This is a genomic window from Dyadobacter bucti, from assembly GCF_005869225.1.
GTDB lineage: Bacteria > Bacteroidota > Bacteroidia > Cytophagales > Spirosomataceae > Dyadobacter > Dyadobacter bucti.
Map to the genome: position 1 here is coordinate 24,824 of NZ_SWFP01000011.1, position 16,403 is coordinate 41,226.

At 47.7% G+C, this 16,403-nt stretch carries 12 protein-coding genes; 2 read left to right on the forward strand and 10 right to left on the reverse strand.

Annotation, left to right across the window (positions count from 1 at the left end; translation table 11 throughout):
- Nucleotides 1-163: 163 nt before the first annotated feature.
- Nucleotides 164-295, reverse strand: a complete 132-nt coding sequence (locus FBF61_RS35315; RefSeq protein WP_262712838.1) for a hypothetical protein — start codon at nucleotides 293-295, stop codon at nucleotides 164-166.
- Between the two features lie 152 nt (nucleotides 296-447).
- On the opposite strand from FBF61_RS35315, the gene FBF61_RS28865 reads away from it, so the two are divergent.
- On the forward strand, nucleotides 448-1,137 hold the full coding sequence (locus FBF61_RS28865; protein ID WP_138484058.1) for a hypothetical protein: 690 nt from the start codon (nucleotides 448-450) through the stop codon (nucleotides 1,135-1,137).
- Between the two features lie 87 nt (nucleotides 1,138-1,224).
- On the opposite strand, the gene agaR is transcribed toward FBF61_RS28865, so the two are convergent.
- The 9 genes from agaR to FBF61_RS28910 all read right to left on the reverse strand — a co-directional run bounded on the left by agaR (nucleotide 1,225) and on the right by FBF61_RS28910 (nucleotide 15,026).
- Nucleotides 1,225-1,989 carry a transcriptional repressor AgaR gene (gene agaR, locus FBF61_RS28870; RefSeq protein WP_138484060.1) on the reverse strand — a complete coding sequence of 255 codons (765 nt, stop codon included), beginning with the start codon at nucleotides 1,987-1,989 and terminating at the stop codon, nucleotides 1,225-1,227.
- A gap of 123 nt (nucleotides 1,990-2,112) precedes the next feature.
- Nucleotides 2,113-2,400, reverse strand: coding sequence for an ACT domain-containing protein (locus tag FBF61_RS28875; protein ID WP_138484062.1), 288 nt, complete (start codon nucleotides 2,398-2,400; stop codon nucleotides 2,113-2,115).
- 5 nt (nucleotides 2,401-2,405) lie between these two features.
- Nucleotides 2,406-4,436 (reverse strand): alpha/beta hydrolase, encoded by a 2,031-nt coding sequence (locus FBF61_RS28880; RefSeq protein WP_138484064.1) that lies wholly within the window; start codon nucleotides 4,434-4,436, stop codon nucleotides 2,406-2,408.
- A 9-nt stretch (nucleotides 4,437-4,445) separates the two neighbouring features.
- A complete protein-coding gene (locus tag FBF61_RS28885; RefSeq protein WP_138484066.1) occupies nucleotides 4,446-7,703 on the reverse strand; it encodes a DUF5107 domain-containing protein in 3,258 nt (1,085 codons plus the stop codon).
- Between the two features lie 7 nt (nucleotides 7,704-7,710).
- Nucleotides 7,711-9,633, reverse strand: a complete 1,923-nt coding sequence (locus tag FBF61_RS28890) for a glycoside hydrolase domain-containing protein (RefSeq protein WP_138484068.1) — start codon at nucleotides 9,631-9,633, stop codon at nucleotides 7,711-7,713.
- A gap of 32 nt (nucleotides 9,634-9,665) precedes the next feature.
- Complete coding sequence (locus tag FBF61_RS28895) at nucleotides 9,666-10,862, reverse strand: Kelch repeat-containing protein (protein WP_138484070.1); 1,197 nt, start codon at nucleotides 10,860-10,862, stop codon at nucleotides 9,666-9,668.
- A complete protein-coding gene (locus FBF61_RS28900; protein ID WP_138484072.1) occupies nucleotides 10,859-12,061 on the reverse strand; it encodes a hypothetical protein in 1,203 nt (400 codons plus the stop codon). The genes FBF61_RS28895 and FBF61_RS28900 overlap by 4 nt, the downstream gene beginning before the upstream one ends.
- A gap of 108 nt (nucleotides 12,062-12,169) precedes the next feature.
- Entirely contained in the window at nucleotides 12,170-13,054 is an 885-nt protein-coding gene (locus FBF61_RS28905; protein WP_138484074.1) for an EamA family transporter, read from the reverse strand.
- Entirely contained in the window at nucleotides 13,044-15,026 is a 1,983-nt protein-coding gene (locus tag FBF61_RS28910; RefSeq protein ID WP_138484076.1) for a S9 family peptidase, read from the reverse strand. Before FBF61_RS28910 ends, FBF61_RS28905 begins: the two co-directional genes overlap by 11 nt.
- Nucleotides 15,027-15,253: 227 nt before the next feature.
- Here FBF61_RS28910 and FBF61_RS28915 point away from each other — a divergent pair, with 227 nt between their 5' ends.
- A complete protein-coding gene (locus FBF61_RS28915; RefSeq protein WP_138484078.1) occupies nucleotides 15,254-16,402 on the forward strand; it encodes an SIS domain-containing protein in 1,149 nt (382 codons plus the stop codon).
- The last annotated feature ends 1 nt before the right edge of the window (nucleotide 16,403 follow it).

The window sequence follows — 16,403 nt, forward strand, 5'->3', positions numbered from 1 at the left end:
AAAGGTATCGAAACAAATATAATGTTTTTATTGAAAATTAAATCTTTTCGTAAGAAAAAAATAATGTTGTAAGATTAAAAAGAAAGGTAACGGAGGTTTTTAAGCAATTTCAAAGGGAGTATGGGAAATATCCACATAGTTATATGGGTCAAAATCGTTAGGGTTATCCGGCCAGCCACTTGCTTTCAAATTCCCCTTCGGTCAAGTTCGCATAGGAACTGGAATTCACCATCTGCAACAGATCCGCTGAGAGCGCAATAGCTGCTAAGCCAATGCTGGTTCGTTCTGATCTCATACTGCCTGCTCAGATCCTGCCTGAAATTTCGGACTTTCTCGTCATACCATTCCGAATTTGGAAAATCCGTCAGTTGGCAGTAGAGTCGTTTGTTAATCCCCGACATTTGATTATTTTTTCCATCATATTATGCCATTTTTTGTATTACAACAATGAAGTTGAGAATAACCCCGCGGTTTGCAGTTACTTTTTTAGCATTGGTTTTTGTGTTGCATGAGGCGCACGAAATAGCCCATACCGGCGTCGGTCGCTTGGTTTGCGGCTGCTGGGGACGAAGGGATTTTAATGTTTGGGGTGTCTGCGAGGGCTGTGCTGATCAAAAACCAATTATTGTACTCGCAACTTTCGCCGGACCATTATTCACATTCCTTGTCATTTGGCTTGGTGCATTTTTGATAAATCCAGACAAACCAGCTCAGCAGAAAGCAATGGGGTTTTCGCTCATTTTCGCCAACTTACCATTCGCCCGTATTCTGGGTACCGCGTTGGGAAGCGGAGATGAAGTTTGGGGCCTAAATAGCATTCTGAACAACAAATCACTATCCTGGGCATTTGACTTTTCGTTGGTATTGCTGCTTTCAATTTATCCCTTGTGGAAGGCTTTCAAATTAATCGAAAACAGAAGAAAAATTGCGTGGTTCGTTTTGTTTCTCCTGATACCAATTCTAATTGATGTTCTGGTTGTTTTAGGAATAATGAACACATTGGTTGAGAAAAGAATTCTCGCTGAATATTGGGTTTTGGGCTCACCAAAGCTTGTAACTATCTGGACGTTTTTCGTTATGGCGCTCTATTTATTGACCAAAAAGAATATTTACGAATTGAATGCGGATGCGAGCTAATTTCTAAGTTATGCTCGCTGTACATTGTTAGGTAAATTTTATGGTTTACAAATGCATTTCGAACCTTTTCGCGAATTGGTTACAATCCTATCCCTCTGCAATAATCACCTCAATATTATGCTGTTTCAGCATCTTCAGATCAGCCTCCTCAATCTTGTCATCGGTCACCACTTTATTAATCTTGTCAAAACCACAAATAAACGCCAGACCGGATTTTTTGAACTTTGACGAGTCGGTAACTACGATCACTTCTTCGGCGATATCGATCATAATTTGGTTCAGATGCGCTTCCTCCATGTAGTGCGTGAAAAAGCCTGCATTGGCCTTCATTCCGTCGATTCCCAGGAAAAGTTTGTTGCAGTAAAGCTGTTTGAAATTCCGCTCCGCCATGGGCCCCACCAATGACATGGAGAATTCTTTGAGGTATCCGCCAGGCATGTACACCTGCAGATTTTCGTATTGCGCGAGGTTATTGACAATGTCCAGCGCGTTACTGATCACGGTCAGGTTTTTGAATTTTTCGAGGTTGTTCGATATTTCAAAAGTTGTCGTGCCCGAATCGAGGATAATGCTGTCGTCTTCGTTGATAAGCGATACTGCCTTTTTCCCGATCAGCCGCTTGATATCATGGTTGATCTTCCGCTTTTCAGTGACAGTCAGGGCAATGTTATTGGTTTTAAAAGCGCCACCGTGAGCCCTCACGAGCAGATTGCTGTTTTCGAGCTTGTCCAGATCGTTGCGGATCGTCACCTCACTCACTTCCAGCATCTCACTCAAATCATTCACATTCACTTCGCCCAACTCATCGAGTTTTTGCAATATCAGCGAACGACGCTGCGCGGTCTTTTTCATGATATCAAACCTTTTATGCTATTATTCTTATTAAATTAAAGTCTTTTGAACGTGGGCCCCGGGCGCTCACGCCAGGCCGTAAAGGTAGCAACATCCGGGGAAATGCTTTTGTAAAAATCAGAACTAAGCGTTTCGCACAGCCGCGAGATTCTGGGCTTCGTCCTGCTGCGGGAAAGCGCGGTGCACCTCGACTATCTTTTCAATGCGTTCGAGGATCAGATTCAGCATTTCTTTTGGGAAAGAAGCTTCCAGTACAATCAGTTTCAGGTTTTCATCTTCTGTGTCAAAAACCTGCATGTAAGTAACCTCAAACCGGCTCTTCCCAAACACCTGCAAAAGCCTGCTCAACACATTATTTGTGTCGCTGACGTAGACCGATATCCGGCTCGAATCGGCCAATCCATTTTCCATTTCCACTATTTTTTGACTTTCACTTTGAACGAGACCCGCTTCGTTTCATGGATAAATGAATGCGCCCCGTGGCTGTCACGCCGGGTGTTGCCTGTTTTAGGATACTCATAAATGCCATAAAAAGAGATCTCATGCCCGTCCGGACAATCAGGTTTTATTTTCACCTGCGAAGTCAGCCGCTGCGCCCCCGACCAGTCTGCCCGTGCAAGAAAAAGCATTTTTCGACTATCCATATCCACATACGGATCTTCGGTAAAAAGTTGCAGACCAAAATCATGCAGCGAATCAAGGTCAGATTTCGTAAAAATACTGATCCATTCACCCGGATTGGCGATTCCGTTTCCATTACCTTCTCCCACACGTGTCTGATTTTCTACTTCCAGATTTACATTCCGGCCGTCAGCAATTTCGAATTTTGTCAGGGTTTTTTCGGGGGAATAAAAAGGCACTTCCAGTAAAAATTGGTCTTTTTTACCATTGTAACTTACCATCAATTTAAGCTTCGCCTGGTCCAGCTCTGCGTGTCGCGAGCGAATCCGGAAACCAGTTTTTTCAAACAAACCTGCCTGAGCCATCTTCCCAATCGTGATTGCTGGATCCAGTACTTCTACTTCTTCATCCTGGGCAATCAGCTCGATGCGAACAGAGTCCACGGCAGCGCCGCCTTTGTTGAATAACAAAGGACTCAGCAAAACTATATCTCCCACGCCTGGCATCCTTTTATCGAGTGAGTAGGAGGCCATCGTAATGTGACCGGGATCGCCGGCCCGGTACAAGCCAATGTTGCTGTGCTGGCCCGTCCCCTGATATTGAATGCGGCCTTTTGAGTCGCTGATAACTCTTTTACGCTCAATTTTGCGGGTTTGTACATCCAAGTTAATCAGCTCAAATCCGGTATTTGGCGTGTAACTGCTATCTGTTGAAATCTGTACATTAAGGTTCGGAACGGCCGGGCCGTCGGGTAGCCATTGTTTGGTTTGTATACTAAATCCTTCCTGCCGCACATTGTCAAGCACAGTAAATCCTGGCATTTTCCGGTCGGTACGAATGTCATAATTCCAGACTGAAAAATTAGGATATACATCAATGTGATGCCATTTCTCAGGTCTCGGCAGCGGCATCCGGAAGTACTTCATGTGGAAATCAAATTGCCCTTTAATATTCACCGCATTGTGGAACCCTCTGAAATAGCCGATGCCATAATGCCAGCTTTCGTAGTTCAATTCCAATGTTTTGTAAGCGTCGTCAATCTCCTGATCGTGCTGCCGCAAAAAATCCTTGCTACCCAAATGCATTCGAATAGGCAACCCAACAAAATTCCGCCCCATCTCTTTAAATGGCATAAAAATCTGCAAAGCTTTAGGTCCAACCGTGAAGGAAGCCGACGGACAAAAAAACGAGGCGCTCGACAGCAAATGCGGGTATTTAGAAGCGATGAGCATGGACATAAATCCACCCATACTCAGGCCGGAAACCGCGCGGGATTCGCGGGTAGGTTTGGTGCGGTAATGCGCGTCAATGTACTTTACAAATTCCGGAAAGTAGTCGGCAAACTGCCTGTCTTCCTTCACCGGCGCAATGTCGTACGGGCGCGGGTATTGGGCGGGCACATAGCCATCCCATTTGGCGATGATCAGGTCATTGTCAGCTACATAGCTAACAAAATTATCCAGCGAATCCGGGCCTGTACGTTCGTAATTTCCATTAAACTCATCATAATAACGCGCCTCACCCGATCGGGAAACTTCACCCTCGGCTGGACCATTATACCGCCCCGCATTGCCATGAAAATAGTAGATCACAGGGTACCGCCGCTCGGGATGCCGGTGGTAATCGGCTGGCAGGATCAGTCGGAAATGTCGGTTTTCCCTGAATACTTCGCTAAAATGCTGCCCGTCTTCAATGATGCCTTTCGGCCGAGACGGCTGGGCATAAACGTTTGATGCTGCCGCGAACAACATCAGCGCAGCCAGCAGCCTTGTCAGGCAACGTTCCTTGTTTTTATAAAAACCGGTCAATTTTTTTTGCTGCTTCATGATGTACTATTAATCTTCCTTTTTACGCGCTTCTACCAGGTCAAGTATCTTGAAAAACAGGGTGGTAAGGCTGTAATTTTTAGTCGCTATCAACTTTTGTTTCAGCTTTACGGAAAGCGCCTGATCATTTTGCGACGTGGCCAAAACCCATTGCACTTCCGGCGCATCGGAGCCACTTGTAATTTCCCAATTTCGCAGTGAATCCTGTTCTGCTTTCCAATTGTTCAGAAACCCGGCGGCCTTTTCCTGCTTGCCTGCTCTTTCAAGCAAATGCACACCGAGGTAATTATTGAGCGCATTCCGGTTGCTTTCCTTGCTCGCGTTGAGGGTATATTCCGAAATATTCTCAGCATACCGAGTGGCTTTCTGCGCATTGCCGAGCTGGGCTTCACAATAGGCTGCAAGGTAATCCATCAGCCGCGTATCTGGTTCGTGCGGTTTGCCTGTGCCCAGATTTTCCGGCCATAATCGTGCTTTTTCAAGTGCTTTTAATGCCTCGCGGTATTTCTTGTTTTCTGCCAAAGCGAGCGCAGTTCCGAGATTCGCTACCACATATAGAGTGTGACCTTCCCGCGCTCCTTCCTGTGGTAGAACTTGTATTTTCTCCAACACTTTTAAGCAAGCTGCAAAGCTACCCGCATTTAGCAGCGACTTGGCATAATCAATGCCGATAACGGGGTTGTCAGCAAACTGCTTGAAAGCTGTTTGGGCATTGTCAAGTCCTTTATCCTGCAACTTTTGGTCATTGAAATATGCCGTCAGATAATGCCAGCTACGCCAGTCCTTTGGGTTGAGCTGATTGGCTTTTGCAACATCAGCCTGTGCTGTGCTGCCAGCCTCGTTTTGGAAAAGAATACCTCTTGCGATGTAAAATGGGGCATAATCCGGCTCGTCCTTACAGGCTGCGAATTGCATTCTGGCGTTTTCTTTGTCGCCAATGTGCCAATAGATCAATCCCAGATAGTAGCAGTTTTTCCAGGATGAACTTTGTTTTACAGCCCACTTTAAAACAGGAATTGTTTCGAGTCGAAAAGGGAAAACCAGCTCAGGAGACATTTCAAGGGCGTTTTGCAGTTGCTTTCTACTTTCCGCCGGTGCTGAATCCCGGTTAAGATAGGCCAGCCAATAGGAAACGGTAGGGTAGGCGTGAGCCAATGCGAGTACTTGCTTTGCCTCCTGATTTTGTCCCTGATTCACAAAATCGATCGCCAGTTCCAGGTAGGTTTCATGCGGCAGCTCGTTGCGGATTGCCTGCTGGAAAATGGCTTTGTTCGCTGCATTTGCTTGGAGCAAATACTGCTCGAAATGCGCATAATGATTAAGCGGGTCCACATTCAGCAGCTCTTTCCAAACCTGCGCCGCCTCATCAGGTTTGTTTAATTTTCGAAGTGCAGTGCCCAGTAATTGGTATGCTACCAGATTATTACGGTTGTAACCGAGTGCTTTTCCTGCATCACTTTCGGCCTTTTCGAAGTCCTGTTTTTGCAATGCTATGCCCGCCAGCTGCGTGTACGCGCCGGATTTGTATTCCATCGTCCAGGTTGCTACCGACAAAGCTTCTTCTGCTTTGGTCAAGTCGCCAAGCTTACGGTAAAGCGCGCCGTACAGATAATTGGCGCCGCCGTGATAGGTATTTTCCGCCAATACTTTTCGGGCAAAATCCAGCCCTTTTGCATATTCACCATTCCGGTAATGATATTCGGCAAGCCGGATCAATGCGCCGCAGTGAGTCGCTTCCTTTTTAAGACATTCCAGGTAACGAAGCCGCGCGCCTTCCCAATTGCGCATGGCATTTTCATCTTCTCCCAACTCAAAAAGGCGCTCTGCGGAATGAGGATCCTGTTTTTCGGCGGAAAGAACAGGACGGTCGAGAATTTTTTCAGGCTGAGAAGCATACACGAGCAGATCCTTACCAATGCTCACCCGAACAGATTTTTGATCAGCCGCTGTTAAGAAAACTGTTTTGGTATAAACCTCCATGGGTTTCAGTTGAAGCGGCGATTGATAAATCGTTTTCCCGGCCAAAGTCACCTTCAGCGTATCCTGAATTGGAGAAATCGGATTGAAAATGATCTTCAAACTATCGCCTTGCGCCGCTACATTGAGTGTGCCATAAGGCGAAGCGTCCACCATTCCACCAGCCGCCTTTACCGGAAACCAGTATTCCGTTTTCGTTTCGGAATAAAATGGTCCCAACGACTTTTGATTAAACGGACTGTGAAATCCGCTCCGTTCAGCCGCCTGGTTGAATGTCACACCAGACTGTGCTTCAATGTATTGTCCGTCATTGTCGGTGAGTAAATCCTCCCAAATTGCACCTTCTCTCGCCCGCGACCAGATCCATAGTTTCTTACCCGGGGCATCCGAGTACGGAGCCCAGTGACCGAACCCAAATTTTTTGTTATGCCAATACCCGCCAAACCAATTCGTATGCGTGCCCATTACGTGGTAGGACTTATCCCCACCGGAATTCACATTTTTGTAATAAGATAAATCGACACCATGCTCGTCAATCGGCCAGGGGCTGGCGTTTCCATCGTGACCGACATGGTGCGTGCCCGGGAAAAAGAACTGCATATCCTCCGACGCCCGGAACGCCGCATTTTCCCACGAAAGATAGGCGTCATGCAAGGGTAGGGGATTGTACCAAAGGCTTTGCGTTTCGAAATACGCCTTGTCTTTCGGGAGTACGATTTTGACGCGCCATTGCGTTCGGGAAGCCAGATCGAGGCCGCCTACCACGCAGGTAACACTTCCGTCCGGGTTGTTTTGCAGCACATAATCCACCGGCGCGGCTGCCCAGGGTGCGTGGCCGAGATCTAGCCCGAAGTTGTGCTCAATGCCGCCGCTCGTCCAAGGGCCGCGGATACCGATCGCGCGAAATTTCATTACGTGGTTGGTGTACACGAATTCCTCACCGGTCGATTTTTCGGTAGCGCCCATCACTTTTCCGCCTACCTCGGGCAGCACTTGTACCTTAATGTAAGGATTTTCCAGCTCTACCACTTTCCAGTTTTTCGTCGTGCTTTTGTTGGTATAGCCGTCGAAAACGTAATACGGATAAAACGGCGAGACTTTTTTGCCGACGCCCATCACGGGAATTGGGTTTGGGTCGGAATAAGGATAAGTTTTGAAGGGTTGTGCTTTCTCTGTAATGCTGGCTTTTTGGGCTTGGGCTGCTGGTGACAACATCAGCATCAGCAATGCTGGTGACACCACCACCATTGGCAGCATTGGCGTAAATATTCTCGCGAACAATGGCGACATAAAATTCCTATTTTTTGCTTTTTAAAATAACCTCCGCAAGTTCCATGCGTACTTTGTGCCATTGCTCCTGATCGTAGCTCCAAACATCGAGGTTACCAATGGATTTATCGCCGAATGGTTCTTTAATGAGCTGATTAACAAGCGCATCCGCACGTTTCGAATTTCCATCAAGTTTTGCGAGCAGGCGCAGATACTCGTAATCCTGCACTCCGTCTCGCATCGTTTTCAGGCGGATAGACGGACAAGGTTCCGACACATTAGGTACCATTCCGGGCTTGTAAATGACCGAGCCGTTTCCATTGAATTGCCGGTAAGTGAATTCCGCGTCAGCTTCGGAGGCTTCTTTGTAAAAGTCTTTCCACGATTCTGGATCGTACCAGCCTCTTTCCCAGCCCGCGCCCACGCCCCAGCTGATCCAGGAGTAGGTTTTGTATTTCCAGCAAGACCAGCTGATCGCACGGTCATTGACGAGCGGCAAGTCGATAAACGTAGAGCTTCCTACCCAGCTGTTCAGCTTTTGTTCGTATAGCGTCGGCCCGTAAAGCCAGTCTTTAATGCCCATTTTTTGGTAGTACTTTACGGTATCAATATTGTAATTGATTGTGTGTGAGGCCCAATCGGTGATGGATTTGCCGATCACGTCCATTGCTTGTTTGGTATAAGCCCCGTCCACGCGGAACTTGGCTTCCGGATATTCTTTTTTGAAAAGGTTACCATAAAACACCATCCGTGACCAGGCTTCCGGGAAATACGATTCATCCAGACCATTCAGATAGACCGTCAAAAGCGTCTTTTTAGGATTCACCATCGGTAGCAAATGCTGTCGGACCTGCCGGATGCTGCTCGTGTAAATCGCCTGATTGGCCGCATTGCGTTCCACTTCGGGTTTGCCAATATCCGGCCAGCCGGCAGTACCATGCTTTCCGTACACATCGAATGGGAGCGCGAAAGTTTCCAGCGGCTCGCCGTAGCCGGGACCGTCGGCATAACCGTGTTCTTTGGTGAAAGCTTGCCCGGTCAGGTATTTTTTCAATCGCTTGTCGAACTTGTCCCACTGAATTTCAACTTTACCGATTTTAACTTCAATCTCCGGATCGTAAGTCGGGTCCATTAACGAAATGCGGTTGCGTTTAAAAAGCTGGTAAACAGCTAGTTCCTGCTTTTCGTCCATTCTGCTCAAAAAACCCTCGTGCTGCAGGCTGGCTTTGAAAGCGTTTTCATTCGGCAGTTCAAAGTCCCAGATAGTCAGGCTGACCGGCATTTGTTTGCTTTGCCCGCCAATGGTAACCGTAATTACACTTTGGTATGTGCCGGGTTTTGCCTTTTGCACGTCGAGCGGGATAAACTGATCTACCCAAATGACTTGTGAACGCTGGCCGCTGATCCGGTTGTTGAAATCGGGCAATGTGAACGGGTACACCCAGCGGCCGCGTATTTTGGCAGAGTCGGTTTGGATGTATTTAAATGGGATCAATGCATCCGGATACCAGCCTTTGCCGAGGGTGGATTTGGGGTAACCCGTACTCGTACTCTGCACATTGACAGACCATTCCAGAAAAAGCTCAGGCTTGACGTTTAGCTCGGCGCTGCCGTTTTTGAAAGGCGTCATATCCAGCTTGATACCGGTCAGTTCCGCGTCTGATTCATTGGAAAGCACGAGTTGAAACGATACATATTCGCCCCGCGCGCCATGCAGCGAAACCTGTTTGCCGTCGAACAGCCAGTTTTTGTCCAAAAGATTTCCTTTTCCGGCTTGATTGGCAGGAACACCTTTAAACCGGTGCTCTATAATTTCATTTGTAACCGGATCGAGCCGGACGGAGGAAGGTAATGCCCGCAGCCGCCAAGGGTCTGCCGCGTACATTTTCGTTCCAAAGCTGAATGCATTCAGCGCGAGAAGACAGAGGATGAATTTTGTAAATCTGATCATAGTGAAGGTAGTTCAACAATGTGGGTGTTCGGCTATTGGCCGACGGGAAAAATCATCAACTGGCTCAATGCCTCATCTTCGCCCATAACCACATATTTTCCATCCGCCGAAGCAGCCAGCGTACTCAGCTGAAAGCCACGCCACAAAATGCCCTGTTCAATACCCGGTTCCACCATTTTAAATTCAGGGTTACCCAGATCGACAAAACCAGCATTTTCATCATATGAAAACAAATGCGAGTAACCCGGAGCGCCACCAGCGAGTCCGTACAACTTGCCATCGCGGGCAAAAGCCAGCGCCTGTAACCGGCCCATCATCATAGGTTTACCCAGGTTTTTGATCTTTTTAGTAACAGAATTTAGTACAAACAGCTGACCGTCACCCGCATTGCCGCCGTACAGTTTTCCGTCCGGCGCTTTGGCCCAGGCTTCTACCTGTCCCAGAACCTCGCGTCCCCAAACGGCCGGCAGCGGCGTTTCGAGGAATTGGAAGCTCTTTTTTGCCGGATCAAATGCAAATACCCGGTTGCCCGCCGTACTGCCGTAAACCAATCCTGCATTGTCCTGAACGAGCGCTTTGCAGAGATAAACCTCCGGCCCGATCGCAAAATCATGCGCGTCTTTCAGGTGCTTTTCTTTGGGTGCGACCTGGTCAAATACCTGTGTCTTTTTAGTCGCAATGTTGTAGGTGAAAAACCGCCCGCCCGGGTAACTGATCCCGTACAGCTCGGTGCCTTGTTTGTTGCTGAGCAATGTGAAAATGCCTTCTCCGGCGACAGGAACGCCCAAATCTTTTACTTCAATGGCATTTTCGTTTCCGATACTTACCTGCAACAAATGGCCCGCTGGCTGGTTTTTCTGTCCCATTGTTCCCGCGAACAGATGGTTACCCGCACCTTTGCAAAAGCCGGTCGCAATGCTTTTTTGTCCGGGAATAATATCCTGCAAGTCTTTCAAAGCCGTCACTTTCCGGCCCGAAATCGATGCTACAAAAAGGTAGGGGGACAAACCTTCTTTTGCTGTGGTGCCACCCAAAATCCGATCGCCCTGCACCGTAAGAGAAGTAATTGCATTGCGGTACATGGGCAGACGTTTCTCGGCGCTGTTAGGCAGGGAAACTTCTATTACAAATGCATCCTTGGGCGTAAAAAATGTGTATTGAGCCAGCAACGGGGCAGAGCAGGCGAGGTATAAGGCTGGGAAAAGTATTTTTTTAGTCAGATTTCTCATTTCCGGAGTTCTTTTTCAGGATTGAACTGGATCATAAAAGGGCGGGTAGAATCCCCTAGGCCCGAAGGATTGCGGCGGGCGGCGAAATACAGATTTCCGTCCTTATCCCGGATGTCGCAGCCGGTCGCTTCGGTGATCTCTGTGATCGGATATTCGCGCAAAATGGTCTTTTTGTGGGTTGCGGGATTGTATTCCACCAGCACGGTCTTGTCTTTCAATACATAATTACCATGACCACCAATGATGTAATACAGCTTTCCATTTTTACCAATGTTCAGATTAGGCACATAAGGTCCCCAGGCGTTCGCTTTGTCTGTCTCGATCACGCCTCCCAGGTCTTCGACTTTGCCGATTCCGTTCTTTTCAGGATGAAATGCGATGAGTTTTGCGCCGTACGTGATCAGGTAGATGATTCCTTTGGCTTCGTCTTTGGCGTAAGCAGTTATGCCTGTGATGATTTTGGAGCCGGGCGTCCCAGGGAATGCAGGCAGACTTTCACGTGCAAAAACCAATGAATCGCTGTCTTTTTCATACTTGACCAGTCGCTGCCGCCAGTCAACATAGTAGCAGTTTCCCCACCAGTCGGTAAACAATACACGCGGCACGTGCGAGCTGGCCAGACGACCGAGGTCGCGCACTTGATTTTTTTCGGGATTATAGACCAGAAAGTGGGCTTGCGGATAAGTTATTCCGTAAATCGTCCCGGTTTTTGGATCGATATCGACGTCCTTGATACTCTCATACTGCATCCCAATTCCCAGGTTTTGCAGTCCGGTTTTTGGATTCCATTTCATGAAAAAACCACCTGCATAACCCTGTGGATGTTCCATGAGATACTCCTCCCGCGACTCACCGCCGTCGGTGGAAAAAAAGATAGAACCGTCGGGTGCGGCTACGATCTTGGAATGTACTTTGCCCTGCCACTGATAAGGCCGCAAATGCGCTAGATCCTTGATGAATCCGTTGAGTTTCATTGCATTGGTCGTGGCGTCAAACGTGTACAAACCAATGTTGTTTGCATGGTTGGTAACGCCGATATGCACCGTGTTGGAAGCTGCATTGTAGCCGATCGAACCCCAGGTGGAATGCGCTTCGGGGAAATCAGGGTATTCAATAAAGGCGACGTTTTTGTCCGTTTTCTGGGCGAAGGCGGTGGCTGCGCACATCAAACACAGCCAGAGTTGTATTATACGTGTCAAAGGTTAAAGGTTTAGGTAAATATTTATTTACGCTAATGTAAAAAATAGAATCGATTTTATGTATTATGAAGTATAATTTCTTTCGAAATCTTTCTTTTAAATTTCATTTTAACTTTTAACTTCCTCGAAACCCATCAATATCGCCGAGACAATCGCTAGTGCAATGCCGGCAATGATGACGGGATGCGGTATGGTCTGGTACAAAGCCAGTGACAATGCGACCGTAAGGACCGGCGAAAGTGCCGTAGTAATAGGTGCAATGATGATCGCTTTTCCGTAGCGGAATGCATATACCAGACACAAAGCACCAAATGCATTGAGCGATTGGATAATTGCTGACAGGTACGGACCCTTAAAACTCCATTCGATCGGCTGGCTAAAATCAGTGAGATACAATGCAAACGGAATGAGCATCACCGACGTGGCCATCATATAAAAATACAGGCTCTCGGCAGACATGATCTCATTGGCAAATCTCATAATGTACCCTTGCGTGCCCCAAGCCAGTAGGGGAATGGCGGTAAGTAACAACCACGTGTAGCCGCTGACCTGCGTGCCGCCAGCCGGCTGGTAGGAAAGCATAAAAATGGAAGCGAGCGCGATCCCAACGCCAATCCAGCCCAATTTGCCCGTTTTCTCATGAAGCAGAAAAACCGCCATCAAGATAGTGACTACGGGAGTTAATGAAAGCAACGGAAAGACCAAATAAGCCGGTGCAATACGCAGTACAAAAAATAGAACGAGCTGACCTCCAGCACCCAGCAACCCCGCTGCACCGCCCCAGAGCATGGCGCGTTTGTTGAAATCCAGTTTCCAGCCTTTGATTTTCAGTGCGGCCAATGCGGCTGGCACCATCGTAAGCGCCCAGACAACGTACCCTAATGTCGCGGGAAAACCGTTCTTTTCGGGTATTTCAATGACTGCGCCCCATACTCCGATGAATAGAACATGAATGATCACATATATCAGCCAACTGTTTGTTTTACTGCTCATTAGATGTTGTTTTTACATAGGTGTCAAACCATTGGATCATCCTCGCATTCAGGTCGGCTTTGTTGCTCGGACTTAGTTCGGGTCGCCAGCCGTGGCCTTCGCCTTTGTACTGCACGAGTCTGGTTTGTACCCCCAGTTTTTTAAGCGCAACGTACATTTCTTCTGCTTGCGAGAAAGGAACTTCGTTGTCGGTTTCGCCATGCAAGATAAGCGTCGGCGTAGTCGCTTGTGCCACATTACGCAGCGGTGACCATTTCCAAAGCTCGTCAAAGCGACCAAACGCCCGACCGCCGAATTCCGATTCCATTAAAGAATGATATAATGAAGTGCCAGCAAAACTTACCAGATTGCTCAATCCGCCGTCGCTTACAGCCGCTTTGAAACGGGAAGTTTGCGAAACGATCCAGTTGGTCATGTAGCCGCCGTAGCTCTGACCAGTTACGCCTAATTTTTCGGGATCCAGCCAGGAATTTTTATCCAAAATAAAGTCGACACCCGCCATTAAATCCTGATAATCACCGCCGCCCCAGTTCATGAGCGTGCCGTTCGAAAATGCTTGTCCGTAGCCGTGGCTGCCTCTCGGATTGACGTAAACCACCGCATAACCCGCCGCGGAAAGCAGATGCATGCGCTCGTCAAAATCATGACCGAACATATTGTGCGGCCCGCCGTGGATCAGCAGAATGAGTGGATATTTTTGCGTTTGTACAAAATCAACCGGGGGCATTAACCAGCCTTGGACATTTGTATGATCGAAACTTTCGAACCAGAATGTTTCAGCTTCTTGAAGTGTTTTGTCTTGGAACAACTCAGAATTTTCCTGCGTGATCTGCTCAATGACAGCGCCTTGATTTTTGCTTTTAAAGAGCTCCGAAGGCCGATTTGTGTCAGATTTTACAAACACAAAATCACCTCGGTAACCATCAAGACAAAATTCCGAAATGCAGCCCGAACCACCCAGGACCATTTCGACCTTTTTATTCTCAACACTCACCCCATAAATAGAAGTATCCCCGCGGTCACCTGCGGTAAAGTAAATATAATTCCCCGACGGGTGCCAGCGAATGTGCTCGATCCGCCTGTCGAGGGATTTGGTCAGATACTGAAAACTGCCTCCACTGGAAGAAATCAATGCAATATGCGTATCCTCGGCAGGGCTGTCATTCGTCCCGATGCTCCCGGAAGTTGCCAAAAATGCAATATGCGCACCATCCGGCGACCATTTCGGCTGGTATGCCAGACCCGTATGTTCAGTTAATCTCGTGATTTCCAGTGTTTGGATATCCACCTTCCAAACATCACTTTGCTGAATATCGTCAGGCCTGGCGGTTCTGTTGCTGATGAATGCGATGTGGCGACTGTCCGGCGACCAGGTAATGGAGTGCTCGTTGAAATTGCCCGGGGTAAGCAGTGTCGGCGATCCTCCTTCAGCCGCGATCAGGTAAATGTGCGTATAGGCTCGGTCGGAGTAGACTGGCCTGTCGCGCCCACCTTTAGTTTTGTAAAGCAGATCGTCAAAAACGCGTATTCCGTGGTGTTGTTCTTCTTTCGGACCAGGCATGTCGGCGCTGAGATAGGCAATGTGCTTTCCATCCGGCGACCAGATACAGTTATTTTCTGCGAGATGATTGATGAAGTACGAAGACTCGTGGCGCTGGACCAAAAATTGGCTTGCCGCACTCGCTATTATATAGATATGCAGCTCTCCATACTCATTTTCATAAAGAAGTCTACTGCCATCGGGCGACCATGCATGCGCGGTACCTCTTCCTAAAATTGTTTTCCCGGCTGTTTCAGTAGTAAGAAGTACAATCAAATCATCACGTTCATTCTCTTCTATATCTGCGGCCGAAACCTGATAAGCGAGGTCGTAGCTGACAGGAGAAAGCAGAGGCGAGCCGACTTTTCTGATCCTGCGTAAATCATCTATCAAAAGTCCCCGCGGTGAGGCTTTTACATCCTTTGAAATCATAAAAGTGGGTTCAGACAGTGATTATTTTTGCAAGATATGTCTTGAAATGACAAGTTGCCTGCTACAATTCACTAATATTTATCCGCAATATATGAGTAAGCATAAATAAATTAAAAGAAAGGTTTAATAATATTTTTTACTTTCGTTTTATGATGTTTAATTTGAATTGTGGTGACAGGGTTATCCAAATGTCACCAACAACCGTCTTCTAATCGACCGCGAGAATAATGCAGAAAAATGAAATAACGGAGCTTGAAAGCGGTGCGGAAGCACACACGCAACGGGAAATCCTATCGCAACCGGAGCTTTGGCAAGAGGTATATCATTTAATAAAAAAGCAAAATGCCGAAATCAGCAACTTTTTGACGCCGGTTTTGCAAAAGGAAAATCTGAGAATACTGCTTACGGGTGCCGGTACCTCGGGCTACATCGGCGATGCCGCGCAAGGGACGTTACAAAAGTTGTGGCGCAGACCAGTTCAGGCGGTACCGACAACTGAAATAGTAATCCAGCCGGATTCCATTTTTCTTCGGGCGGTTCCCACGCTTTTGATCTCATTTGCACGTTCGGGAAATAGCCCCGAAAGTGTGGAAGCTGCCAGGTTAGCCAACCATTGTTGTGATGAAATTTACCATTTCATTATCACCTGCAATGGTGAAGGTGCGCTGGCGAATATGCATGCAGCAGCTTCTGAAAATGTATTCTGCCTCGTTTTGCCGGAGCGGACGAACGATAAGAGTCTGGCGATGACAAGCAGTTTTACCTGCATGCTGCTTAGTGTGCTGCTGGTTGCCCGCGTGGATTCGATTGAAGAGGAATTTCCGAAAATTCAACGCATTGTGGAGCAGGGAAATGCGATCCTGGATAAACAAATACTGCTCGAAAACCTGGCCATGACCTGCTTTGAGCGGGTGGTGTTTCTGGGCTCTGGCGAAAACCTGGGTATCGCAAAAGAATGTCACTTGAAATTACTCGAACTCACGGACGGAAAGCAGGTGGTAATGTCAGATTCATTTCTGGCTTTCCGCCATGGCCCGAGGGCTTTTGTGAATGCGAGTACGCTCGTCGTTTACCTGTTTTCAAGAAATCCGCACATCATGCGCTACGAGCGGGATCTGGCCGAAGATATTTCCCGTGATGCGCGGTCAATTTATTCGCTGCAAGTAGGTGGGGGCGATGGACTTGTTTTGTCAAATAGCAGTAACATAGCATGGAGTATTGATACGGAAAACCAATACCAAATGATCCCTGTGACGCTGGTTGGACAGTTGTTGGGCTATTACAGCGCGGTGCATTCGGGTATTAACCCCGATAGTCCATCATCATCCGGATCTATCAGCAGAGTGGTGCAGGGAGTGAATATTTATACAGAATAAA